Source organism: Mucilaginibacter rubeus (assembly GCF_014643835.1).
Taxonomy (GTDB): domain Bacteria; phylum Bacteroidota; class Bacteroidia; order Sphingobacteriales; family Sphingobacteriaceae; genus Mucilaginibacter; species Mucilaginibacter rubeus.
In genome coordinates this window covers 379,432-405,650 of record NZ_BMKD01000003.1, presented here as the reverse complement: position 1 = coordinate 405,650, position 26,219 = coordinate 379,432, and the positions used below count along the sequence as shown (strand labels likewise).

The 26,219-nt window shown below is 43.3% G+C and carries 18 protein-coding genes; 3 read left to right on the top strand and 15 right to left on the bottom strand.

Annotation, left to right across the window (positions count from 1 at the left end; translation table 11 throughout):
- Positions 1-55: 55 nt before the first annotated feature.
- From IEX80_RS11970 to kdpF, 5 genes are all read right to left on the bottom strand, one after another.
- Entirely contained in the window at positions 56-1,102 is a 1,047-nt protein-coding gene (locus IEX80_RS11970) for an outer membrane beta-barrel protein (RefSeq protein ID WP_176623157.1), read from the bottom strand.
- A gap of 128 nt (positions 1,103-1,230) precedes the next feature.
- Complete coding sequence (locus tag IEX80_RS11965) at positions 1,231-1,797, bottom strand: K(+)-transporting ATPase subunit C (protein WP_090531515.1); 567 nt, start codon at positions 1,795-1,797, stop codon at positions 1,231-1,233.
- Between the two features lie 111 nt (positions 1,798-1,908).
- Positions 1,909-3,939, bottom strand: a complete 2,031-nt coding sequence (kdpB, locus tag IEX80_RS11960; protein WP_176623155.1) for a potassium-transporting ATPase subunit KdpB — start codon at positions 3,937-3,939, stop codon at positions 1,909-1,911.
- Between the two features lie 2 nt (positions 3,940-3,941).
- Positions 3,942-5,657, bottom strand: a complete 1,716-nt coding sequence (gene kdpA / locus IEX80_RS11955) for a potassium-transporting ATPase subunit KdpA (protein WP_090531511.1) — start codon at positions 5,655-5,657, stop codon at positions 3,942-3,944.
- A 9-nt stretch (positions 5,658-5,666) separates the two neighbouring features.
- Positions 5,667-5,744: a K(+)-transporting ATPase subunit F gene (gene kdpF, locus IEX80_RS27980; protein ID WP_083879072.1), complete on the bottom strand. Its 78-nt coding sequence runs from the start codon at positions 5,742-5,744 to the stop codon at positions 5,667-5,669.
- Between the two features lie 314 nt (positions 5,745-6,058).
- Between kdpF and IEX80_RS11945 the strand changes: the two genes are divergently transcribed.
- Complete coding sequence (locus IEX80_RS11945) at positions 6,059-6,592, top strand: DUF1877 family protein (protein WP_176623151.1); 534 nt, start codon at positions 6,059-6,061, stop codon at positions 6,590-6,592.
- Positions 6,593-7,004: 412 nt separating this feature from the next.
- Here IEX80_RS11945 and IEX80_RS11940 read toward each other — a convergent pair whose 3' ends face one another.
- The 4 genes from IEX80_RS11940 to IEX80_RS11925 form a co-directional block, all read right to left on the bottom strand.
- Positions 7,005-8,351, bottom strand: a complete 1,347-nt coding sequence (locus IEX80_RS11940; protein WP_112652208.1) for a sigma-54-dependent transcriptional regulator — start codon at positions 8,349-8,351, stop codon at positions 7,005-7,007.
- Positions 8,352-8,473: 122 nt separating this feature from the next.
- On the bottom strand, positions 8,474-8,674 hold the full coding sequence (locus IEX80_RS27915) for a YqaE/Pmp3 family membrane protein (protein ID WP_090531506.1): 201 nt from the start codon (positions 8,672-8,674) through the stop codon (positions 8,474-8,476).
- 50 nt (positions 8,675-8,724) lie between these two features.
- Positions 8,725-9,276, bottom strand: coding sequence for an acyl-CoA thioesterase (locus tag IEX80_RS11930; protein ID WP_188833032.1), 552 nt, complete (start codon positions 9,274-9,276; stop codon positions 8,725-8,727).
- A 227-nt stretch (positions 9,277-9,503) separates the two neighbouring features.
- Positions 9,504-11,921 carry an ABC transporter permease gene (locus IEX80_RS11925; protein WP_188833031.1) on the bottom strand — a complete coding sequence of 806 codons (2,418 nt, stop codon included), beginning with the start codon at positions 11,919-11,921 and terminating at the stop codon, positions 9,504-9,506.
- Positions 11,922-12,612: 691 nt separating this feature from the next.
- Between IEX80_RS11925 and IEX80_RS11920 the strand changes: the two genes are divergently transcribed.
- Both IEX80_RS11920 and IEX80_RS11915 read left to right on the top strand, forming a co-directional pair.
- Positions 12,613-12,972 (top strand): hypothetical protein, encoded by a 360-nt coding sequence (locus tag IEX80_RS11920; protein WP_188833030.1) that lies wholly within the window; start codon positions 12,613-12,615, stop codon positions 12,970-12,972.
- A 265-nt stretch (positions 12,973-13,237) separates the two neighbouring features.
- Entirely contained in the window at positions 13,238-14,890 is a 1,653-nt protein-coding gene (locus tag IEX80_RS11915; protein ID WP_229701612.1) for a M1 family metallopeptidase, read from the top strand.
- 129 nt (positions 14,891-15,019) lie between these two features.
- Here the strand turns inward: IEX80_RS11915 and IEX80_RS11910 are convergent, their stop codons facing one another.
- From IEX80_RS11910 to IEX80_RS11885, 6 genes are all read right to left on the bottom strand, one after another.
- Complete coding sequence (locus tag IEX80_RS11910) at positions 15,020-15,211, bottom strand: hypothetical protein (RefSeq protein WP_090531498.1); 192 nt, start codon at positions 15,209-15,211, stop codon at positions 15,020-15,022.
- 99 nt (positions 15,212-15,310) lie between these two features.
- Positions 15,311-17,500, bottom strand: a complete 2,190-nt coding sequence (gene glgB / locus IEX80_RS11905; RefSeq protein ID WP_188833028.1) for a 1,4-alpha-glucan branching protein GlgB — start codon at positions 17,498-17,500, stop codon at positions 15,311-15,313.
- 406 nt (positions 17,501-17,906) lie between these two features.
- Positions 17,907-20,381 (bottom strand): TIM-barrel domain-containing protein, encoded by a 2,475-nt coding sequence (locus IEX80_RS11900; RefSeq protein ID WP_188833027.1) that lies wholly within the window; start codon positions 20,379-20,381, stop codon positions 17,907-17,909.
- 110 nt (positions 20,382-20,491) lie between these two features.
- Positions 20,492-21,862: an MFS transporter gene (locus tag IEX80_RS11895; protein WP_188833026.1), complete on the bottom strand. Its 1,371-nt coding sequence runs from the start codon at positions 21,860-21,862 to the stop codon at positions 20,492-20,494.
- A 210-nt stretch (positions 21,863-22,072) separates the two neighbouring features.
- Entirely contained in the window at positions 22,073-23,791 is a 1,719-nt protein-coding gene (locus tag IEX80_RS11890; protein ID WP_229701611.1) for an alpha-amylase family glycosyl hydrolase, read from the bottom strand.
- Positions 23,792-23,886: 95 nt separating this feature from the next.
- Entirely contained in the window at positions 23,887-26,196 is a 2,310-nt protein-coding gene (locus IEX80_RS11885; protein WP_188833025.1) for a glycoside hydrolase family 65 protein, read from the bottom strand.
- Positions 26,197-26,219 lie beyond the last annotated feature (23 nt).

Genomic DNA, 26,219 nt, shown 5'->3' with positions numbered 1-26,219 from the left:
CATGCTTTAGTCACGATGCCTGGATTTGCTGTAATAGTTAAGCATTTAATTGCTGCTAAAACCCATAAACGGCTGCCAGCACAAACTGTGATGCAGACTTTGTCAGATCACCATTGCGTGCTTTAAACTGCTCTACCGATCCGTGATCCAATCTCACCTCGGGTATTAATGTTAACGGGCCTGCTTTAACGTTAGCAGTAAGCGTTGCCGCTGTAACCGATTTACCATTTACCGGCCCTGCAATTGCGGTATAAGTACCTGTTTTATGCTTAAAATATTCGCCCCTTAAACCAAGTGTAACATATTTTGAAACTGCCAGTTGCGGATACAAAGCTACGCCCGAAAAACCGCCGGTAACACCTTTGTTTGCCGAAAAGTCGGCCGCGTTCAGGCCAAGCTTAAACGCGTTTGTTATTTGATAGGCAGTTGTTAAATCAAACTCGGTGCCTACAATCCCTCCGGTAATTACGTTTAAATAGGCGGTCCAGCCCTTAACCGGGTTTAATATCAGCTGAGCGCCAAAACTGTTTACTTGATTTGACGACCGGTAATAATTCCAATTATCATTAAACACACCGGCCATCACGTTCACTTTATCCGAAAACGAATATGCGGCTTTAAAACCCGCGTTTTGAAACGGGCCATTGGTAAACAGATAAGAGGTTGAGTAGTTAAAATTGCCAACCGGGCTCACAACTTCATAACCTATAAAGGTAGCCATATATCCAGCAGTAAGTACAAATTTATCTGTTACATCATAAGCCACATACAAGTTTTGAATATGATACGAATCGCCATCAGATCCGTTTGGTATCGACTGGCTTTGTCCTCTCGGACCAAATGATAACTCGCCTACAAAAGCGGCCCTGCCAACCTTTTTCTTTAAACCCAGATCTATCATCCCGATAGAAATTGAATTGTGATCCGTTGCAAAACTCGTCGGGATCTGCGATCCCCTGTTCGCGAAATCATACTTAAAATAGGTATCAACCGAGCCATAAACCACCAAAGGCGCATCGGATGTGGTTTTGACCGTATCCTGAGCCTTAACTATAAAAGCACAGGTTAACATCGAAAATATCAATAGCAGGAAAAATTTCATTTAAGTAGGTATTAAAATTTCCGGGTTCCTTATTGGTAACCCAAATTGTGTTTGTATCCTCGCCGTTGCTAATTATTGCTAACCCCGGCGAGGATTTGAGCTGCGCTAAAACCGCGGCAGCCTGGTTTTTACTTCTTCAATCCATCCAAAGCTACATTCAGCTTTAATACATTCACTTTAGCAGGACCAAACAAACCTAACAAAGGCTGCTCAGTATGCTCATCAACCAGTTTGTTTACGGCATCAACTGATAAACCGCGAACTTTAGCTACACGGGCAACCTGTACTTTTGCTCCGGCTGGTGAAAGATCAGGGTCCAAACCGCTGCCTGACGCTGTAACCAGTTCGGCAGGAATTTGTGAGCGTGTTACGTCAGGGTTATGTTTCAGGAAATCCTCAATCCTGCCTTCAACCTGTTTCAGGTAATCAGGATTTGACGGGCCTTTGTTTGAGCCTCCTGAACCGGCAGCATTATAATCAACTGATGACGGACGACCCCAGAAATACTCGTCTTTAGTAAACTTTTGACCAATGTTGGCGTAGCCAACTACACGGCCTTTGTATGTAATGGTTTCACCATCGCCTTTACCCGGGGTAAATTTACCTATACCGGCTATAGCTAAAGGATAGATGCCTGCTGTTAATACTATCAGTATTAGGGTAAGCTTGATGGATGGCAACAAATATGTTTTCATTTTATTTAATTTTTAAAGATGAGTTTGGGAACGTGGGGTTTGTGACGGATGGTAGTTAAAGCTTATCTGTCGCCCTAAAACCATACCTCACGTCCCCGGCTCATTTAGTTTTTATATGAATAATGAAACAGCTAAATCAATTAATTTAATGCCTATAAAAGGTATAATAATACCGCCTAAGCCATAAATGAGCAGGTTACGGCGTAACAACGCACTTGCGCCTATCGGTTTATACTCAACGCCACGCAAAGCCAATGGTATCAGCAACGGAATAATAATAGCATTGAATATCACCGCCGAAAGTATCGCCGATTGCGGACTGTGCAGGTCCATAATGTTCAGCGCTTTTAAGGCGGGCATTGATACCATGAATAAAGCCGGAACAATGGCGAAATATTTAGCTACGTCGTTTGCTATACTGAAAGTTGTGAGCGTACCACGTGTCATCAGCAACTGTTTACCTATTTCCACAATCTCGATCAGCTTGGTTGGGTCGTTATCCAGATCCACCATGTTACCGGCTTCTTTGGCAGCTTGAGTACCGCTGTTCATGGCTACGCCAACATCGGCCTGGGCAAGTGCGGGGGCATCGTTTGTACCGTCGCCCATCATGGCTACAAGTTTACCGCCTTGCTGTTCTTTCTTAATGTAGTTCATTTTATCTTCGGGCTTGGCCTCGGCAATAAAATCATCCACACCGGCTTTCTCGGCAATAAACTTGGCGGTAAGTGGGTTATCGCCGGTTACCATCACCGTTTTAACACCCATTTTACGCAGGCGTTCAAAGCGTTCGGCAATACCGGTTTTAATGATATCCTGCAACTCAATCACACCCATGATCTTTTCATTTTGTGATACAACCAATGGCGTACCACCGTTTGATGAGATCTTTTTAACATTCTCCTCTACATCTGTTGGAAACGGGTTACCAGCTTTTAAAGCAATATTACGGATGGAGTCAAAAGCACCTTTGCGGATGCGTAAACCATCGGGGGTATCTAAACCGCTTGAACGGGTTTCGGCAGTGAATTTGATAAACACTGAATCGGCTGGAGCGTGGATTTTTAGTTTGTGCGGACCTTGCTCGGCCAGCTCTACAATCGACTTACCTTCAGGGGTTTCGTCGGCCAGTGAACTTAATACGCAAGCCATTACAAACTCCTGCTCATTTACCCCTGCTGTTGGGTAAAAGCTGGTTGCTTTACGATTACCAATGGTTATGGTACCAGTTTTATCCAGTAATAAAGTGTCTAAGTCACCCGCTGTTTCAACAGCTTTACCACTTTTGGTGATCACGTTGGCGCGTAAAGCCCTGTCCATCCCGGCAATACCGATGGCCGATAAAAGGCCACCGATAGTGGTAGGGATCAAACAAACAAACAACGATATAAAAGCGGCTATAGTGATGGGCGTATTTGAATAATCACCAAATGGCTTCAGGGTAACGCACACAATAACGAAGATCAGCGTAAAACCAGCTAATAAAATGGTTAAGGCTATTTCATTAGGGGTTTTCTGGCGTGATGCACCTTCTACCAGCGCGATCATCTTATCCAAAAAGCTTTCGCCCGGTTGGGTAGTAACCAATACTTTAATCCTATCGGATAATACCTTGGTACCGCCGGTAACTGATGATTTATCACCACCGGCCTCGCGGATCACCGGGGCGGATTCACCTGTAATAGCCGATTCATCAATGGTAGCGATACCTTCAATAATTTCACCGTCGGTAGGGATATTATCCCCTGTTTCGCAAATGAAAACATCACCTTTTTTTAGTTGTGACGACATCACTTTTTCTTCCTTACCGTTAACCAGTAAGCGGGCAGGTGTCTCTTCGCGGGTTTTGCGGAGACTTTCGGCCTGGGCTTTACCACGTGCTTCCGCAATGGCCTCGGCAAAGTTGGCAAACAGCACAGTTAACAATAATATAATGAATACCGTAAAGTTGTAGGCAAAGCTACCCTGGCCTTTATTGGTCAGCGAAAATATGCTCACAATGAGCATTACAACTGTACCGATCTCTACAGTAAACATTACCGGGTTGCGGAACAGCACACGAGGGTTTAACTTGATAAAGGATTGTTTAAAAGCATCCCTCATCTGATCACCCTGAAACAATGTATTTTGAGTTGAGTTCATGATTATTTTAATGAAAAATGTTCAGCAATTGGGCCTAAAGCCAGTGAAGGGAAGAATGACAACGCTGCAATGATCACGATCACCGCGAAGATCATCAACCCAAAGGTTGAAGTATCACTCTTCAATGTACCGGCCGATTCAGGTATATATTTTTTGTTAGCCAACAATCCGGCAATAGCCAGCGGACCAATTATTGGCAGGAACCTGCCCAATATCATCACGATGCCGGTGGTATAGTTCCAAAAGATATTACCATCGCCCAAACCTTCAAAACCCGAACCGTTGTTGGCTGCGGCTGAAGTATACTCGTACAACATTTCGGAGAAACCATGTGTACCGGGGTTATTTAACCAGGCCGAAGGTTTAACAGCCCAATCGGCACCGGCTACGTTAACCACATAATATGATGATATGGCCAAGCCTACAAGGATAATGAACGGGTGAAGCAAAGCGATCAGCGAAGCTATTTTCATCTCCCTCGCCTCTATCTTACGGCCTAAAAACTCAGGCGTACGGCCAACCATCAGTCCTGAAATAAATACTGCTACTATGATAAATATGTAGAAGTTGAGGATACCAACGCCGCAGCCACCATAAAAACAATTAACCATCATACCCAGCAGCATCATAGTACCTGATACCGGCATAGCACTGTCATGCATGGAGTTTACCGAACCTGTAGAGATAATAGTAGTCACGATGCTCCAGTAAGCCGAGTTAGCCGGACCAAATCTTACTTCCTTACCTTCCATAGCACCGGTTGGCTGGCTGATACCCATTTTTGCGATGGCAGGGTTTCCGTTCAGTTCGGCATTCATAGTCGGGATCAACAGCATGAGCATACCCAGCGTCATTACGCCGAAGATCACATAAGCGAATTTCTTTTTATTGAGATAAAAACCCAATGCAAACACCAACGCGATCGGGATAGCAACCTGTGCTACCAGCTCGACAGTATTGGTTAAATAGTTAGGGTTCTCGATAGGGTGGGCGGAGTTTGCGCCAAACCAGCCGCCGCCGTTGGTACCTAAGTGCTTAATAGCAACCAGAGGTGCAACCGGTCCGCGGGATACGTGAACAGTGTCGCCCTGCATACTGATGAAAGTATCTTTACCTGCATAGCTGGTAGTCATGCCGTTAAAAGCGAAGATCACGGCTATTACAAACGAGATAGGCAATAATATACGGGTGATTGATTTTACAAAATACTCCCAAAAGTTGCCCAGCTTATCGGTAACCTTATCTTTCATGGCCCTGAAAACAACCACCAGCGCAGCAATACCTGTAGCAGCCGATACAAAGTGTAGGAACATAAATACAAAGTGCTGTGTAAAGTAAGTAGCACCGCTTTCGCCAGAGTAATGCTGCAGGTTACAGTTTACCAAAAAGCTGATGGCAGTATTGAAAGCTGTATCAGGCGACTGCCCTGGGTTAGCATCGGGGTTAAGCGGCAAATGACCTTGTGCCATTAAACACACAAAGGCATATACCAGCCAAACGCTGTTGATGGTAAGCAGTGCCAGCAGGTGCTGTTTCCAGTTCATTTCGCGTTTGGTGTCGATACCGCTGAAACGGAAAATAAAGCGATCAAGCGGGGCGAGAAAATCGAGCCAGGTTTTTTCGCCCTTAAATACCTTAGCTATGTAGCGGCCAAGGGGAATGGCGATGGCTAAGGTGAGCAGGTAGGTGAAAATTACACCCGTTAGTTCAGTGTTCATAGTTTAATTTTAAAATTTTTCGGGTTTAAGAAGTACGTATACCATGTAAATGAACACGGCTATTGCTACGATGAATAATGCTGCCATGATTTTAGATTTTTTCGAAGTACGTTACAGATTTAAAAAAGACCCAGAATACCACTACAAATGTGGCCAGGTAAGCGATTGTGAGTAAAGCATCCATTTTTATGTGTTTTGCAAAGGGCTTTGCCAAGTGGATGCCAAGAAAAATTATTATTATATAAAAAACTGATTGTTAATTATTTATACAAGTATCAAATTAAGATTTTATTTATTTAGCAGGAATTCAGCTATCATTTTGATAGGTGATTATCAAAGTGGAATTACATTTCTCCTTATCATGGCATTATGATATCTTCGATCACTTAAATCTTATTTTTATGGGACAAAGCGCGTCATTATATCAGGTTACCAACGCCGACTTTTTGAAAATAGCGGATAACCTAAACGATCTTAACCTATTTGACATCGCAAAATCAAGCAGGCACTTCGATAAATCTTTTGAAGGACTTCGGTTTGTGCTTTCAAAAAACAGGGATACCGAAACTACAGACCTTGTACAGGAAATATTTTATCCTGTTTTGTTTTTAGGAGAAGAAATAGACTACGCAAATTTTGACTTTGAAAATACTCCGGACGATTTCGACAGCGTTGCCTTATATTTTCATGATCCATCGAAAGTAGCCCTGATCAACCAACTTCTCGAATTGGTTAGTAATGACGATTTTGTAAAATCATTTAACGCCGATGAGTTAAATACGAATGATATTTATCCGGGTAAGGTCTGGAGCACAGGCACAGGCGATGACCACGCGTTCAATATAACGCATATGCTTCAGGAATTTATCAATCTGAAAAAGGTGTTCAACAGTGCAGCGATTGGTAATGATTATGTTATTTGTACTATTGGGTAACGAAAAATAATGTTTTTTATGAAGGTATTTGTGCGCTGTATAACAACGAAACGGAGCTATTGGAAAGTCATATTTACCCCAAATTTGTTATAAAGTATACAAAAAAGAGACTGGGTCGAAATACCTGCGAAAGTTAGCTGGGCCAAATGTTAGACAACGGAATGAGTATTAAACTATATCTTTAAGGGAGGGCAAAACAGGAGTTTTCTTTGCGAGAAAAGTGGTTTACTGAGAATATTTATGTACCAGCGTAACTTGGTCTAATAACAGTGGCCTCTGGCCTGTGTGTACGGCAGCCAGAGGCCGCTTGATAGTCGACACCCGGAGAGTTGTCTGAACTCGAATTTTTAGAATTTAAGAATTGCCAGAACCAAAGAAAGATTCAATAGATTCAGGTTCAGACAATCCGAAATTACTCCAGGTTATATTCCTTCAACTTCCTATACAACGTAGCCACACCAATATTCAGTAAATGCGCAGCTTCCGCCCTATTACCATGAGTATGGTTCAAAACCCGTTGAATATGCAGTTTCTCTACAGAAGAAAGGTCAAAAGCTGAGATTGGTGCACCGCTTTTCACCTGTTGCTGCTGAACTTCATAAGGTAGCAGGCTCTCATCAAGCACATTGCTATCGGTCAGGATCACCGCACGTTCTACAATATTCTTCAACTCGCGGATGTTACCGGGCCAAGGATAGGCTTCCAGTTTTTCTATGAACTCGTCGCTGAGGGTATTTACCTGCTTTTTTACTTTAAGGGCAAAATGCTGCATAAAGTATTCGGCCAGCAGTTTGATATCTTTTTTACGCTCGCGTAAGGCTGGCAGCGTGATCTGGAATACTGAAAGACGGTAATACAAATCAGACCGGAAATGGCCGTCATTGATTTCGTTGAGCAAATTACGGTTGGTAGCTGCCAGAATCCGTACGTTAACCTGGGTGGGTTTAGTATCGCCAATTTTAATGAATTGCTGCGATTCAAGCACACGAAGTAGCTTAGCCTGCAGATCGTGATCGAGCTCACCTATTTCATCTAAAAATATAGTGCCGCCGTTGGCCTCTTCAAAAAGTCCTTTTTTATCTTTAACTGCTCCCGTGAATGAACCAGCTTTATGACCGAACAGTTCGCTTTCCAATAATTCCTTAGTGAATGCGCTGCAATTTACCGCCACAAATGATTTTGCGCTGCGGTTGCTGGCCTGATGAATAGCTTCGGCAAAAATTTCCTTTCCGGTACCGGTTTCACCCAGTAATAACACAGTAGTATCGGTAAGTGCCACCTTTTGGGCCAGCTTGATCACATCACTGATAGCAGTTGATTTACCGATGAGCCTGTCAAAACCAAACTTATCATTCAGCTTGCTTTCCAGTTCTGCAACTTTTTGTTGCAGCAGGGCTTTATCCATGGCCTTGCTTACCAGCGGGATGATCTTTTCGTTATCATCCCCTTTGGTGATATAATCAAATGCACCGGCTTTTATGGCTTTTACGCCATCATTGATAGTTCCGTAGGCCGTTAATACGATGATCTCGGTGTTGGGATAGTTTTTTTTGATGGTTTCAGAAAGGGTGATGCCATCAATATCAGGTAGCTTTACATCGCTTAATACCACATGTATGGTATCCTGCTGTAATTTTTTAAGGCCCTCTTTGGCTGTAGCCGCAGTAATTACCTCATGGCCTTCCAACTGCAGAATGCGCGCCAGCAAGTTACGGAGGCGTTCTTCGTCATCGATAATTAATAGCTTACCTTTTTGCATCGTGGCAAATATGGTAATTTATTTTGAACCTTGATTTTTAGGATTTAAGGATTTCTTGATAGAATAGTCCTAAATAGTCTCATTCAAAACCTCAGGGAATCCCATAATCAAGCGAATCAAGGTTACCAACGGTAACGCCTTGTCGCCCGCATCAGTTGCCTGTGGCGTTTAGCCTCATAATAATCGCTGGTTACAAGGATAGAATGAATCACGCCCGGGATCCAGAAGAAAAGGGTTAAAAATATATTCAATATAAATGCACCTATCCTGCCGGTGGTGAGGATGGCAAGCGGTGGCAGTAAAAAGCACAGAAAATATCGCATGGCAGTAGTTTTAATGTTTAAACCATTTAGACAATGCGCCGGGAAATTTGTTACTGCTTTATTTCTTCACCAAGATTAGGTGGCAACTGGTCGCCAAAAAAAAGCGCTTTCAATTCAGTAGCATCATTCGGGTTCATTTTTCCGCCTAATATTAACCTCAATTGGCGGCGGCGAAGCGCACCCTCATACAATGCGCGCTCTTTATCCGTTTCAGGTACCAGCTCGGGCACGTTTGTCTTTTGGCCATCTTTATCCAAAGCAACAAAGGTATAATAGGCCTCATTACTTTTTACTTTAGTGCCTGATGGAATGTTTTGCGCCCATACATCCATCCTTACCTCAACTGAAGTAGTGAACGCGCGGGTAACCTTTGCTTCAATACTAATCACATCACCTAACTTTATCGGTGACTGGAACGATACGTTATCTACTGAAGCTGTCACCACGATCCTGTTACAGTGCTTTTGTGCCGAAATAGCAGCGGCAATATCCATCCAATGCAGCAGACGGCCACCCATCAGGTTGTTTAAAGTGTTGGTATCATTGGGCAATACCAGTTCGTTCATGATGGTGTATGATTCCTGCGGCGATTTTCCGGTCATATTCAGTCTGCTTTTGGGGCAAAGATAGGAAAAAACCTCACCCCAGCCCTCTCTTTTGGGGATTGGCTGAACGTACCTTGTAAATGTTTTGCCCCTGCCGAAATCCCTTTGCCCTGAAATAAAAACATGTCATTATAAGAAGAACGACGAAGCAATCGCACGCAATACAGGGTGACCGTGCTTTCGTACCATTGCTTCGTACCTTATAATAACGTGTTTTTTGTTTACTACTCCGTCTTCAAACTCTTTACCGGGTTCATCAGCGCGGCTTTCACGCTCAAAAACGAAACCGTTGCAAAGGCAACCAGCAACACCAGGAAAAATGGAATAACAAACAGGAAGGGGTTGATATCCATCCTGAAAGCATATGTTTGCAGCCATTGATGAATAGCGTACCAGCCTATTGGTGCCGAAATCACAAACGATACCACTACAAGCAGGGCGAAGTCTTTATACAACAATCTTAAAATACTGTTTACTGAAGCTCCCAGTACCTTGCGTATGCCAATTTCCTTGGTGCGCTGTACAATGGTGTATGATACGAGGCCAAATAAACCTAAACAGGCCACAAAAATGGCGATGCCGGTAAATACGCCAAACACCTGCCCAAAGCGCTGATCAGTTTTGTATTGCTCGTTAAAATGCTGATCTAAAAAGAAATAATCAAACTGGTCGCCTGGGAAAAAACTGGCCCAGGTTTTCTTTAAGTCGGCGATGGTTTGCGGCATATTGGTTGTACTTACCTTTACCGATACCGGGCCCCGAACATCAGGGATACAACGGAAGATCATGGAATCGTAGGCATCATGTAAGGATTGCTGGTGAAAATTATCAGCCACTCCTATTATCTCATAAACCTGTCCCCAAAAATCGATGCGTTTGCCAAGGGCATCGGCAGGTTTGCTAAAGCCTAACTGTTCAACCCCTTTTTTGGTGAATATCACTTTATGTGGTTCATCTCCAAACTCTTTCGAAAACTTACGACCGGCTATCAGTTTGATATCATAAGCGTTAAGGTAGTCATAGTCGGCACCAATAATGCGGTATTGTTTGCTTGTGCTTTGATCGGAGCCAACCAACTTAATACCGCCAGCGTTCCATTGCACAGGTTCGCCGGGGATAGAAGTAGATACGGTTACACTTTTAACGGCAGATTGCGCCAGGCATTCGTGTTTAAATGAGCTCATGCTACGGTAAAACGAATCTACCTTAACCAACGGAGCTTTAATGACCAGTGTTTGATCTATTTTTACCCCTAACTTTTGGCTTTGCATGTATTTAAGTTGTTTGAACACTGTAAGCGATCCTATCAGTAAAAATATCGACGCAGCAAACTGGAATACCACCATTGCCTTACGTAATATCACTCCCCCTGGCGATGCCAGGATCTTGCCTTTCATCACCTCAACCGGCCTGAACGCCGATAATACAATGGCCGGGTAAAAACCGCTGAAGAATGAGCCCAACACAAAGATTCCCAAAACAGCCAACCAAAAAGTTGCTTTAGCAAATAACGTAAAACCCATCTGCATGCCGGAAATATTGGCAAATGCAGGCAAACAGGCCATAATGATAAGCAATGCCAGGCCAATAGCCATGGCGTTAAGCATCATGGCCTCCAACATGAACTGGGTAATCAACTGTGCTTTTGCCGAGCCCAAAGTTTTACGCACCCCAACCTCTTTAGCCCGGCCAATACCTCGGGCAGTAGCCAGGTTGATATAGTTGATCCATGCTATGATGATCACAAAAATAGCGATGCCCAAAAGCAGGTACACCGACTTGCCATCTCCATTGGGCTGAAACTCCAGCATCCTGTTGGAATACAGGTGGATATCCTTTACCGGCTGAAGTGTATAAATGCCGCCTTCGCCCGTACCAGGATATTTATCATAAGCTTTTTTTACTACAGGGATAAACTTAGCTTCCAAAGCACGCGGATCAACTCCCGGTTTAAGCAGCAGGTAAGTTGTGCAGCCGTCACTCAGCCAGGCATTATCGAGATTAAAATCTTTATTAGGCGGATTTTCTTTAAGCAGCGTAGCGTAGGATTGCATGATATCGAAATTCATATGCGTGTTGGCAGGCATATTTTCCATTACGCCGGTAATTTTAAGCGGCTTATCTGTATTAATATACAAGGTTTGTCCCACGGGATTTACGCCATGAAAAAGTCTATCGGCAATTTGCCGGGTAATTACCGCGGTGTTGGGTTCTTTAAGTGCGGTATTTCCGTCGCCGTTTATTAGCGGGAAAGAAAATGTTTTGAAAAATGCATCGCTTACATAGTAAACATTCCGGATCACCATTTTCTGATCCCTGTAATTGGCTATGGTTTGCCCTGCTCCTACAATCTTTACGTACTCTTCAATATCGGGGAGCGCATTTTTAAAAGCTGTGCCGGGTGCAAAGGCCCCACCGGCCCACTGAGTGCTCAATTTGCCATTGTTGTACCTATCCTGGTTAATACGGAATACACGATCTTTGTTGACATGGAAATCATCGAAACTAAGCTCAAAGCTAACATATTGCAAAATGAGCAAGCAAGCCGCCATGCCAATAGCCAGTCCTACTATGTTTATAGCGGAGAAAGCTTTGTTTTTTGAAAGGTTTCTAAAAGCAACCAGCAGGTAATTTTTAAGCATAATTGTGGGGTTTATACTGGCAATTCAGCTAATCGCGTGCCTTATTTTTAAATTACTGATTATAAGTAACTTGCGTCGAAACCAATCTACGAAACTGTTCGTTTTCGCACAGTGATTGTGCGGTTGTGATGATTTAGTGATTAGTGGTTGGAGATTAGAGGTTAAGCTAAATTCCTTTTTTTTGGAGCAAGTATTGTGTGGTTAGAGGTGTGGGCCTACCGGTTCCTTATGTTCCCCCGGAGGGCTCTTAAAGAAGACCCTGAGGCTTCATGGAATTTCTTATTCACTAATTACGGTCGCTTATATTGCAAAAGTTTATTAAAAAAACTGTGTATTTTGCTTGGCGGGTATTTCGCGGCCCTCTTCGAGAGACCCTGAAGAGACGAAAATATAGTGATAGCAAGCTAAAGAAATGCGGTAAAAATGCCTATTTTGTTTTTTTATAATTAATTTCATATATCACTGAACCTCAGCACAATCTTTTATGGACACGGCAATCGAACAAATATTCAAGGTATTCAATCATATTGTTAGGGAGCTACAGGTTTATTTTACCAGCGGTATTTTGGTGTTATCAAATATTTATGTAATTGATTTCTTCTATTACAATTGTTCATTGTTTAACACCATCAATCAGAAACAATTCCTGATTCCCGCCATAATAATCACGTATGTTATAGGGCACATTTGTATGGCATTTTTCTATATACTATTAGAATGGAGAGGACTCGATAAAAAGCTTAATAAATTAATGGGGTTCAGTTATATCATTAAGTCTTCAGTCCTTCCAAGTATTTATAAAAAAGATAAAGAAGCATATGTCCATTTTATTGAAAGATATATAGTATTATCTATGATGCGTTGGAACTTTAGCGCTGCTTTTTTTATTAATTTCCTTATTGATCTCTCTTTTACAATTTTCATCAAATATTACTGGCAAGTTGTTCTTTTAACAACCTTGAGTTTAGTAGTATCTTTTATAATGTTTGTTTTGACAAGTAAAACGGAAAAAGATTATGCAGGAAGAATCCAATCAATGGAAAACCTGTAACCCGCCATCCTACTGATAAAAGCGAACTTCCTTCCCCGGCGCAAGTATTGTGTGATTGGAAGAGCGGGGCTTACTTGTGCCCTTAGCATTAGAAAGTTCGTTGTCCGGGCAATAAAAAAAAGGGGTGGGCACAGGGAGACGGACGGTCGACTATTTAAAAAAACAACACGGGTTATGGTGGATTCCTTACTTTTGATAATGTCGCTAAAAATAGTAATAACATCTACCTTCACTTACAACTCAATATCGTCCAATGATAAAAAGAATGGCCGCCATCTTCATCCTAAACCTGTTTACCTGTAAACTAATAGCCCAGCAGAACACAGGGCCGGTTAAAACAACCCATCAGGATACATTAAAAGGGTCAGTAACACCTGAAAGGGCATGGTGGGATGTGCTCCGTTACGACCTGACTGTAAAGCCAGATTACATTAATAAAACCATCAGCGGTAAAAATGTAATTCAATATAAAATTGTAAAAGCAAAGCACACCGCACTAATGCAAATAGACCTGCAATCGCCCTTAAAAATAGATAGCGTAAAAGCAGGAGGCGCAAACTTAACATTTACAAAAAACGGCGATGCATGGTTTGTAAAGCGCCTACAACGGTCAAAAAATAACATTCAAAACATTACGATTTACTATTCGGGCAAACCAAAACAATCAGTTAACCCTCCATGGGATGGTGGTTTGGTATGGCAAAAGGACTCTGTAGGCAGACCATGGATGGCTGTTGCCTGTCAATTGCCGGGGGCAAGTGTATGGTTTCCATGTAAGGTTTACATTGGCGATAAACCCGATAAAGGAGCTTCGGTTACTATAATTACCCCAGATACATTAGTCGCGGTATCAAATGGAAGGCTTCAGCGACAACTTAAAAATACAGACGGCACCTCAAGCTACACCTGGGCCGTGAACAACCCTATAAATAATTATGGGCTTACCTTTTATATAGGGAAATATGAACATGTAAGTGACAAATTTAAGGGCGAACGCGGCAACCTTGATCTGGATTTTTGGGTACTGGATTATAACCGGGAAAAGGCAAAAGGTTACATGGTTGCCGAAGTTCGAAAAACTTTAACATCATTTGAGCACTGGTTTGGCCCATACCCATTTTACAGTGACGGCTTTAAGATGGTTGAAGCACCGTACATAGGAATGGAACATCAAAGCGCTATCGGCTATGGAAACAAGTTTAGATTGGGTCGCTTTGGCCTTAATCCCAAACGGCTAACTTATTGGGATCAAAAAACCGACCGGATGATAGTTCATGAAACAGCGCACGAATGGTTTGGCAACAACATAACGGCAAATGATCCTGCCTACGGCTGGTTACAGGAAGGCTTTGCCGGCTATGCGGAGGAATTGGTTATTGGCGATCTTTACGGGCCAAAGGCGTCCCACGATTTCTTTTTGAGCAGGACTACCAATCGGATAGGCAACAAGGCTCCGGTAATTTCTCCCGACAATATTTTTAAAGACGGAGGTGAAGACGCCTATCTGAAGGGTTGGGTTTTAATCCACATGTTACAGGCTATTATCAATAATGACGGTAAATTCAAGGAAGTGTTACGGGGACTTAACAGAAGCTTTTATCACCAATCGGTAAATTCGGCACAGATAGAAAACTATATCAGTAAGGTCAGCAAAAAAGATCTCAGCAAGATATTTGGCCAATACTTAAGAACCACGCAGATCCCTGTATTGGAATATAAAATTGATGAAAAAAGCTTCGAATACAGATTTACAAATTGTATAGACGGTTTTACCATGCCCGTTAAAATCAAATTGATTGATCAACGTTGGATTACCCCCTCAACGAACTGGCAGTCACTGAAATTAGAATATCTTCCTACTGTCGACTCAGTAGCTATTGATCCTGATTTTTATATCCAGGCAAAAATCGTTAAATAACTTAATTATAAACCAGGTACCTGGTCCGCCTTACAGATTATTGGACAAAATAAACAAAAGAGATATTATTACAGGCAGAGCGTGGTAATTGCAGGAGGATAGAAATGCCTTCTAATATCTAAGTTTATCTCACATCAGCTCATTATCCTTTTTAACATGATAAGCCTTGTACGATAAGTAAAACAAGGCCAAAGCTGGCAGAGCGCCAAGGATTATCCCAACTGTATTAGGCTTTGGATAGGTAGACACTATTTGCACAATAAACAATATCGTGGCAACTATACCACCTATAAGATAAAGATATTTGAATTTGGGGTTCATAGGTCATTTACATACTAACAACAGGGCATCCTTAACTTGTTTACTTAGTTTTGAAAGACTTACGAAGTATTTGGAACTTCGTAAGTCTTTCAAAGCTGCTTACCGTTTCAATTCATATTTAGCAGGCACATCAGGTACCAGTTTAAATACCGCAGCCGCAAGCGGCGGTATAGTAATTTTGATAGACTGGCTTTTGCCATGCCAGCTTACCTGATCGCTGTTTACAGGCTCATAATTGATGATGCCGCTGCCCCAGTATTTTTCATTATCCGAATTAAAGATCTCTTTCCACTTACCGGCAGCGGGTACGCCTATGCGATAATCACGGCGTACAACAGGGGTCATGTTCAGAATGATCATCAGGTCGTTTTTACTGTTGTGTCCCATCCGGCGGTAAACCAGTATGGAATCATTGGCATTGCCGCCGTCAACCCATTCAAAACCCTGGTGCGAAAAGGCTTTTTCATACAGCGCAGGCTCTGTACGGTATAAATGGTTCAACGCCTTAACTGTTTCGCTAATACCCTGGTGATTTGGATACTGCAGCACATGCCACTGTAACGATTTGCCGAAATCCCATTCATCGCCCTGCCCAAATTCGCCGCCCATAAAGAGTAGTTTTGAACCGGGGTGTGTGAACATGTATCCGTACATCAGTCTCAGGTTAGCAAACTGCCTCCACTCATCGCCGGGCATTTTGCGCAACATACTACCTTTACCATAAACAACCTCATCATGCGAGAAAGGCAGCATAAAGTTTTCGGTAAAGGCATATATGGTGCTAAAAGTTATTTCGTTATGATGATATTTACGATGGATAGGATCCTCATGAAAGTAATCGATAGTATCATGCATCCAGCCCATCATCCATTTCATACCAAAGCCCAGGCCACCTAAATAAACCGGGCGACTAACGCCGGTAAATGACGTAGATTCTTCAGCTATGGTTTGTACCGATGGAAAATGGCTGTAAACAGCTTCATTAAATTCTTTCAGAAATGATATAGCTTCGAGGTTTTCGTTACCACCATACCTGTTAGCTTCCCATTCGCCATGCTTGCGCGAATAATCAAGGTACAGCATTGAGGCCACCGCGTCAACGCGTAAACCATCGGCATGATACCTTTCCAGCCAAAACAGAGCGTTGCTGATCAGAAAAGCCCTTATCTCGTTTCGGCCGTAGTTAAAAATATATGATTTCCAGTCGGGGTGAAAACCTTTGCGGGCATCGGCATGCTCATAAAGGTGTGTACCGTCAAATTTATACAGCGCATGGATATCTCCCGGAAAATGCGAAGGCACCCAATCCAGGATTACGCCAATACCGGCTTTGTGGAATTCTTCAATCAGGTACATCAGTTGTTGTGGTGTACCGTAGCGTGATGCCGCTGCAAAATAACCACTTACCTGGTAACCCCAGCTCGGATAATACGGGTGTTCCATAATAGGCATAAACTCCACATGGGTGAAGCCCATTTCCTTTACATAAGGCACCATTTTTTCGGCAAGTTGAGTGTAAGTTAAAAACTCGTCCGGACTTTCGGGATTACGCGCCCATGAGCCCAAATGCACTTCGTAAACCGAATATGGCCTGTCGAGCGCGTTATGTTCATGACGGTTCTGCATCCAATCCTGATCCTTCCACTCATAAAAAGTATCAGCAACTATAGAGGCAGTACGCGGCGGCAGTTCCCAGCGTAAAGCAAAGGGATCGCTTTTTTCCAGGTCTTCGCCGGTTGATGATTTAATATAGTATTTATACGTTTCGCCATTGCCAACATTTGGAATAAAACCTTCCCAAATACCCGATGAATCCCAGCGGGCATTCAAACTATGCGAACCGCGGTTCCAGCCGTTAAAGTTGCCAATTACCGCTACGTATTGTGCGTTTGGAGCCCAAACGGCAAAATAAGTCCCAATAACATCCTGATATTCCACTACATGCGAGCCCAGTTTTTCGTACAGCTTATAATGTTTGCCCGACTTAAATAAACTGATATCAAAATCCGTAAAACGGCTGTATGGTTCAACGGCTTTAAGCTTTACAGGTTGCGGGGTAATTTCTGTCGGGTTATTGGCATTCACCGCTTTCGACTTAACCGGCGCAGCTTTTTTAACGGCTGAAGGCTTTTCGGCAGCCGCTGTTTTTGTTTTAACTGCTTTTTTAGGTTCCGGGGCTCCTGTTTCAGGCGTTACTTTATCGGCTTTGACCTTAGTGACGGCTTTTTTTTCCTTTACAGGCTTTGTATCCGGTAAGGGGTTCTCGGTTTTAGTTGTTTTTTTGGCCATGATATAGATAACCTGTTAGGGTGTTAGTAAATAACCCAAATCACAGGAATGAGTTTGGTTTATATGTAATCAAATATAACAGGATTAATATATTATGCAGGGTTTTGGAGATTTATTTTTGAAGGGAAGATTGTCTGAATCAGAATTTACCGAATTTGAGAATTAACAGGATAACTTGTCTGAACTGATTTATTGAATTAAGAGAATTTATTAAATTTACTAAGCATTCTGTCCGTTCATCTAATCCAATAAATTCGAATTCATACAAAAAACGCCATTGCAGTAGCAATGGCGTTTTAATGAGATAGCCTTAACGTGAGCAAAGCTATAAAGGTTTTTTTTCTTGATTTACAAGGCTACAGCTACCTTTAACCTTTTGCTCTTCAGCTTTAACCTCTTCTAAATACTATCTGCTTATTTCAATATGTTTAAAGTTTTTACTGTATTTAAATTCTACCGTTTTATCATCATTTAGTTGAAATTCTTTTACCTCTTTGCCATCTACTTTTATTTTTGATGGCGTAAACGGCAAACCTATCAGGTTAAAATGATAGCCGTCATAGCGTGGGGTATACAAACCTTCCAGGCTCTGATCAATGGTTAAATTTTTGCTGCTGCCATTTACCACAAACTTTTTCTCCAGATAAATATCCTGCTCGTAAGCAAAGGTTTCGCCGTAATCTTCAAACAGGAATGAATTTACTTCATAATCGGTATAGTAAATATTCAGCTTTACTTCTTCAATCTCTTTGTGGCCAACATACTGCATTACCGGGTATTCAGGGATTACCGAACCTGCTTTAATGAATAGAGGCATGGTTTCAAGTGGGGTATCTACTGATACTTCCTGGCCGCCGTTAACAACCTCGTGAGTCCAGAAGTTGTACCATTTACCTTTAGGCAGGTATACGTTGCGTTTGATCTGGCCCGGTTCCATTACAGGGCAAATCAGGATCTTATCACCATATGTAAACTCATCCTGGCGGAAGTGGTTTAGCTGTGTGTCCTGCTCATGCATCACTATCGGCCTCAAAATAGGGAAACCATAGCGGTGATGCTCCCAGAAAGTGGAGTACAGGTAAGGGATCAAGCGGTAACGCAGTTCGATAAACTTACGGTTGATGGCAGTGAATGGTTCACCAAAACTCCATGGCTCGCGCTCTTTGGTATCACCTGCCGAGTGCGCACGCATAAACGGCGAAAAGGTGCCCATCTGAATCCAGCGGGTAAACAGTTCGCCATCGGGCTCACCACTAAAACCGCCAATGTCGGTGCCGCAAAACGGTATGCCGGATATCGACAAACGCTGACACTGGATATTACCCAGCTTAAGGTGTTCCCATGAGGCCACGTTATCACCGGTCCATACCGATGAAAAGCGTTGTACGCCCGAGTAACCTGCCCTTGTAATAGTAAAAGGGCGTTTGTTTTTCATGATCTTGCGCAAACCCTCGTAGGTTGAGCGTACCATCTGCATACCATAAATATTATGTGCCTTGCGGTGCGAGCCGCGGTAACCATCATACTGGTGGCGCACATCATCGGGGAAGGTGCCGGCACCGAATACAGCGGGCTCATTCATATCGTTCCAAACACCGGCAACGCCCATTTGAACCAATTCGTCAAACAAACCGCCCCACCATTCGCGCACTTCAGGATTGGTAAAATCTGGAAACTGGCAACGGCCCGGCCATACGTGCCCCTCCATAAAGTAATCATCGCTTCGACGGCAGAAATATCGCTTCTCCTTACCCTCTCTGAATACCTCGTAGTTGTCATCCACACGAATCCCCGGGTCAATAATTACCACAGTTTTAAAGCCATCAGCCGCAAGCTCGCTGATCATTTTTTTAGGATCAGGGAAATACTTACGGTTCCAGGTAAAGCAGCGGTAACCATCCATATAATCGATATCCAGGTAGATGCCATCACATGGGATCTGGTTTTCGCGGAAACCTTTAGCTATCTTCCTAACCTTGGCCTCCGGATAATAGCTCCAGCGGCATTGATGGTAACCCAATGCCCAAAGCGGCGGCATGGGGTGTGTACCGGTTAGGGTATGATAGCTTTTTACCACATCCATCATGTGCGGCCCGTGGATATAGTAATATTGCAGTTCCCCGCCATCAGCCCAAAAACTTGTTTTAGTCCTGTCTTCGGCGCCAAAGTCAAATTGCGCTTTAAATGTATTATCAAAAAAGATACCGTGTGCTATACCCTCGTTTACGCTGATGTAAAAAGGGATACTGCGGTACAAAGGGTCCTGGTTCCACTGAAATGAATAGGCATCAGTGTTCCAGTTTTTTAGCCTTTTGCCACGCAGGTTAAATTCGGTTGGTTTATCGCCTAAGCCAAAGAAGCTTTCGTCGGGTGCGCAGGTTTTGGTGCAAAACACATAATAACCGCCCGCCTGCACGTTCTCTTCCCAATGCATTGGCACAGCATCGATGCTGGTTACATGGTTACTGCTATCTGAAAAAGAGATAAAGAAATCCTTTTTGCGGATATGGCAGTTCACTTTATAAGTAGATACCCGAAATTCATTATCATCTTCATGCAGAGTAAAACCTGCCGCCTTGGTTGGCAGCTTAGGCACCCCGTATGAAAAATCGTCTAAAAAAACGCTATGCGGCGCAAGCCTCACACGGATAATCTCGTCGGTAACAACTATTACTTCAACTTTAGCATCGCCATCAGTAAAGTAGAACTTATTCCCCACCTGATCGGCATGATTAGGTACACCGAGATACTTTTTTACAACCGGCTTAATACCATCGGCAGGGTTATTAAGATGGTGAAATTCCTCTTCTTCTTCAAGTAAGTTTTCTGCTTCAATTAACTTACTGGTTATCAACTCCGGATTTGGGGTATTACTTTCCATTCAAACAAATTAGTGGCTTCTGCAAAGATGTATAAAGTGTACTTACTACGCAATATACAATAATTGAATTAACGAAAAACCATTAACCGTGCCAAATCCTTAATTTTTATTCAATTTGCAGCTTCAATTATTTGAATTTTCTTACCATCCTGAACAAAAAGAACAGCTATCGCCCCCAGGAACATAAAAATACCGGCCATTACCAAAGCATAAATGGCATGCCCGCTGTATGCATACTTCACTATCGGACCACCAATAATGCCATTAACTATTTGCGGAAAAGTAATAAAGAAATTAAAAATACCCATGTATACGCCTATCTTTTTGGCTGGTATTGAGCTCGATAGAATAGCATAAGGCATAGCAAGGATACTACCCCAGGCTAAACCAACCCCGATCATTGACAAGATCAGCAAACGGGGATCAGGAATAAAGAATACTGAGATTAACCCTAAACCGCCCATAGTTAATGAAAACGCATGTGCTTTTTTTCGGCTCAGTTTTTTAACTATGCGGGGCAATAGCAAAGCATACACTGCCGATACTAAATTATATACACCAAACAATACATTTACCCAGTTGGCAGCATCATTATAGGCCGCAGAGGACGTATCCCCCGCCGGGATGTGGTAAACGTGGTCAACAACTGCCGGGGTAGTAAATACCCACATAGAGAAAAGTGCAAACCAGGAGAAAAACTGTACCAACCCTAATTGCTTCATAGTTTTGGGCATGTTGACCAGGTCGGAGAAGATCTCCAACAAACCGCCCTTATGCCCAGATACCGTTTCGTCCTTCTCATGAAAGGTTGCATAAACTTCGGGGGGATATTCTTTTGTGCGGACCACAGTCCACAAAATAGCGCCTATTAAAACCGCGGCACCAATGTAAAATGAATACAGCACATTATTAGGCACAATGCCCTGATTGGCTGTTTTGGCTATTCCAAACCATTCGGCAAAAACATAAGGTAACCACGAACCAATTACAGCGCCTACACCTATCAAACAGGTTTGCATGGAAAAACCGGTTGTATGCTGACTATCGGGCAGGTTATCGGCTACCAAAGCTCTGAATGGTTCCATAGCTACGTTGAATGAAGCATCCATGATCATCAGCATGCCCGCGCCTACTACTATCGGCGGGATCAGCGCTGCCAACATAGATGAGTTGGGCATAAAAAACAATGCCAAACCCGATAAAATAGCGCCTGTTAAAAAATACGGGCGGCGCCGACCGAGACGGTTCCAGGTCCTGTCGCTGTAATGACCAATGATGGGCTGAACAACCATCCCTGTAATAGGCGCGGCCAGCCAAAACCACGACAGATGCTCCACATCGGCACCAAAGGTTTGGAGGATGCGGCTGGCGTTACCCGTTTGTAAGGCAAAACCAAACTGGATGCCCAAAAAGCCGAAGCTCATGTTAAAGATCTGCCAAAAGCTTAACCGTGGCTTTTGCGCGATGGTTGGTTTACTCATAATTGGTTTTATAATGTCAGAATCAAAATTCACAGATTTTTTTGGATTTTCAGAATATCAGGGTGTCATGCTGAGCCTGTCGAAGCATGGCGGCGAAGGCCTCTGCGCGCGACCCTTCGACAAGTTCAGGGTGGCAGGCCCGCATGGAACACTATGACCTTTCACAACATGACAAGCATTCTGTCAATTCTAAAATTCTGTAAATTCTGATCAAAACTCCAGCAACAATCCGCCCATGGCTGGCAGGCTTACTTCAACACCATTACGTATATCGTCGGTATTGAATTTAGCGCCGCTTAGCAGGTCGGTGAATTGTTTATGGCCGCTTTGGTTTAATTTTGTTAACAGGTCTTCCGGAAGCTTCACGGTTAGTTTACGCTCGCTTCGGTTAAAATTGGTTATCACTAATATACGCTGGTTATTTGTATAACGAGCGTAGATATACAAACGGGTGTCAAATCCCGGTTGATGCTCGTTAGCTATCATCAGTTCATAAAACGCGCCTGATTTAAGAGCCTCGCTGTTATGCACTGCAGTAAGCAAGCTATGGTAAAAGCCGCGAAGCTTCTGCTGATCTGCCGATAACTGCGCCCCATCGTACTCGTGATTATTAACCCATTTTTGATGCTCGGGCACTCCCCAGTAATCAAATATAGAAGTACGGCCATCATTGCCGCTAAAACCCTCGGTACCAATAGCAGGCTCCCCTACTTCCTGGCCAAAATATACCATCACCGGGCCAGTATTTAACGTGGCTGTTACGATCATGCCCGGTACAGCCAGCCAAGGGTTACCTGCGAAATCATTTGAGGCAATGCGCTGCTCATCATGGTTTTCCATAAACCGGAGCATGTGCTCGTCGATGCCTTTGCTATCGTGGTTCCAAACTGCGTTAATTTCCCAGGTTGATGAATTGTGCTCATCGCGGGTTAAGCGTTTGATGGCGTCATACAGGCCTACCTTATCATACAGATAGTCGAACTTGCCTTTATAAATATAATCGTTATATTTTCCTTTATCGTAAGCCTCACCAATGAATACCAAACCAGGATATTCGGCTTTTAGTTTGGGGATCACCCACCCCCAAAACTCAATCGGCACCATCTCCACCATGTCGCAGCGGAAACCGTCGACGCCTTTTTCGCTCCAGTAATGCAGGATATCATAAACCTTATTCCAAAGTGGTGGGATAGGGTCAAAATAGCCGCGACGGTGATCCATATAATCAACACCATAATTCAGCTTCATGGTCTCAAACCAGTCATTAATTGACGGGGCAGCACTGAACACATCATTGCCGGTTGCCTTAGCCGGGTTCTCATCAAATTTGCCATCCTTCAGCGGACTATTAAACTCGTCACCTCCCGGATTATAACCCGACGGTACAACAAAAGCCTGACCAGGGATGTAATAAAAATCGTTCTTCGGGCTAAAACCCTTGCTCTTATCATCATCCTCCCCAAAATCGCGCACGCCTGCAGGTTTAACATCTGATGCATAAGTGCGGGCTACGTGGTTGGGTACCAAATCCATCAATACTTTTAAGCCGTTGTTGTGGGTACGCTTGATCAACGCTTCATACTCACCTATCCGGTTGTGTACGTCAACTGCCAAATCGGGATCGATATCGTAATAATCCTTAATTGCATAAGGCGACCCCCCCCTTCCCTTTACTATATCCGGATCATCGGCTTTAATACCATATTGCGAATAATCAGTCATGGTAGCGTGCTCAATTACGCCCGTGTACCAAACATAGGTAAAGCCCATTTTCTTTATCTCCTGCAGGGCCTTATCGTTGATATCGTTCAGCTTGCCTACACCGTTTTCCTCAATAGATCCATTAGTTTTATTAATTGTGTTGGTATTGCCAAACAGGCGGGGCAATAACTGGTATATGATGAGCTTATGGTTGGTAGTTTGTTCCATGCGTTTTTTTGTATGATGTGGTTTTACCTGTGCCAACGTAATGACGGGCAACATTGTTGCAGCAATAAAACAAGTAAATAGTTTATTGCTTTTCATTACGCTTCAACAAGTAATTCATCATTAGCTTTCACTAACTGCTCTTTTCCGTAAACCAATACCGTAGTTTCAACATCCGAGGCATTCTTGATCTGCACACCCTCCTTGCTCACCTTAATATTCAGCAATGCACCGCGGAAACCAATATGGAACGAAAACGACGACCATTTTTCTGGAATGAACGGCTGGAACGAAAGCTTGCCATCCCTTACACGCATACCGCCAAAACCTTCCACAACCGCCATCCAGGTACCGGCCATGGAAGTAATATGACAGCCATCTTCGGTATCGTTGTTGTAATCGTCGAGGTCTAAACGGGCAGTGCGCAGGTAAAACTCATAAGCACGCGCCTCATCGCCGAGCTTGGCAGCCAAAATTGCGTGCACACATGGCGATAACGATGATTCATGCACCGTACGCGGCTCGTAAAAATCAAAGTTGCGGCGAATAGTATCTATATCGTACTGATCTTCAAAAAAATAAATCCCCTGCAGTACGTCAGCCTGTTTAATGTAGCATGAACGCAAGATCCTGTCCCAGCTCCATTTTTGGTTGATAGGACGTTCGGAAGCCGGCAGATCTTTTACCAGGATCTGTTCTTTATCAAGGTAACCATCCTGCTGTAAAAACACCTGGCGTTTCTCGTCGTATGGGTAATACATCTTTTGGACGATATCGTTGAAACGGCCAAATTCGGCTTCCTCATTCAGGCTTACCTTGCTCACCAATGCGGCGTATTTTTCCGGATCAGCTGCTTTTATTTTATCAGCAACATCAACAGTATATTGCATACACCAGGTTGCAATAGTACTGGTGTACCAGTTATTGTTTACGTTGTTCTCGTATTCGTTTGGCCCGGTTACGCTCAGCATTACGTACTGCTGTCTGTCCTCCGACCAGTTAACCCTTTGCGACCAAAACCTGGCTATGCCTAACAATACCTCAAAACCGTAATCGCCTAAATAAGCTTCATCGCCGGTATAACGCACATAGTTATAAATAGCAAACGCAATAGCTCCATTACGATGGATCTCCTCAAAAGTGATCTCCCATTCGTTATGGCATTCGGTACCATCCATCGTAACCATTGGATATAAGGCAGCGCCATTTTTAAAACCAAGCAATTGTGCGTTTTCAATGGCTTTACCTAACTGTTTATAGCGATAAAGCAGCAAATTGCGGGTAACCCTTTGCGGTGCTGTTGAAAGGTAGAAAGGCACGCAATAAGCCTCGGTGTCCCAATAAGTAGAGCCTCCGTATTTTTCACCGGTGAAACCTTTAGGCCCAATATTCAGGCGGTCATCTTCGCCGGTATAGGTTTGGTTAAGCTGGTATATATTAAAGCGGATGGCTTGTTGTGCCGATACATCGCCATCAATAATAATATCATTGTGTTTCCATTTTTCGGCCCAGGCAGCAGCTTGTTCGGCCAGCATGGTATCAAAGCCTTTCGCACTAATTCGGGTTAATGTGGAATTTAACTGATCAACCAGTTCTTCGGGCTTATAGTTTTGGGATGACAGGTTAGCGGCGTATTTAATTACCGTAATACTTTCGCCCTGTTTTGCCTCTAAGCTAATCTTAGCTGCTACGTATTTTTCTTTTTCGATAGCCTCCGTAGCTGGTTCAATAACAACACCACCTTGCAGGATGTTAAACTTCATACCGGTAGCAACAACAAAGCCTGTTTTTTTGGTGCGCATTACAATGTAACCGCCATCGGTTTGTGTGCCCTTGCTTACCTCGTCCCAAAACTTTTCATCGTAGTTAGAGTCTTTGTTTACCACATCACCATCAATGGATGGTGTTAGCGTAATAGCACCGCTGAAATTTAACGGAGTAAACGTGTATTTGATAGCGCCTGTTTCATCATCGGCCATGCTGCAAAAGCGGATAGCCTCTACCTTTACTTCTTTACCCGACGCGGTTTTAGTATGAAAATCTCGTTTCAGGTAACCTTCCTTCATGTTCAGTTCCCGATGGAAGCTCATTACCTCGCATTTGGCAAGGTCAAGCTGTTCGCCATCAATTACAATATCGATACCTACCCAATTGGCTGCGTTAAGTACCTTGGCAAAATATTCGGGGTAACCGTTTTTCCACCAGCCCACGCGGGTTTTATCCGGGTAATAAACCCCGGCCACGTAGTTACCCAGCAAAGTATCGCCGCTGTAAGCTTCTTCAAAATTGGCACGCTGCCCCATACGGCCGTTACCCAAACTGAATATGCTTTCAGAAATTTTATTGTAATGAGGATCGAAACCTTCTTCAATTATCTTCCACTCATCAGCTTTTATGTAGTTTTTCATTGAGTCACTTTATTTAACCGTCA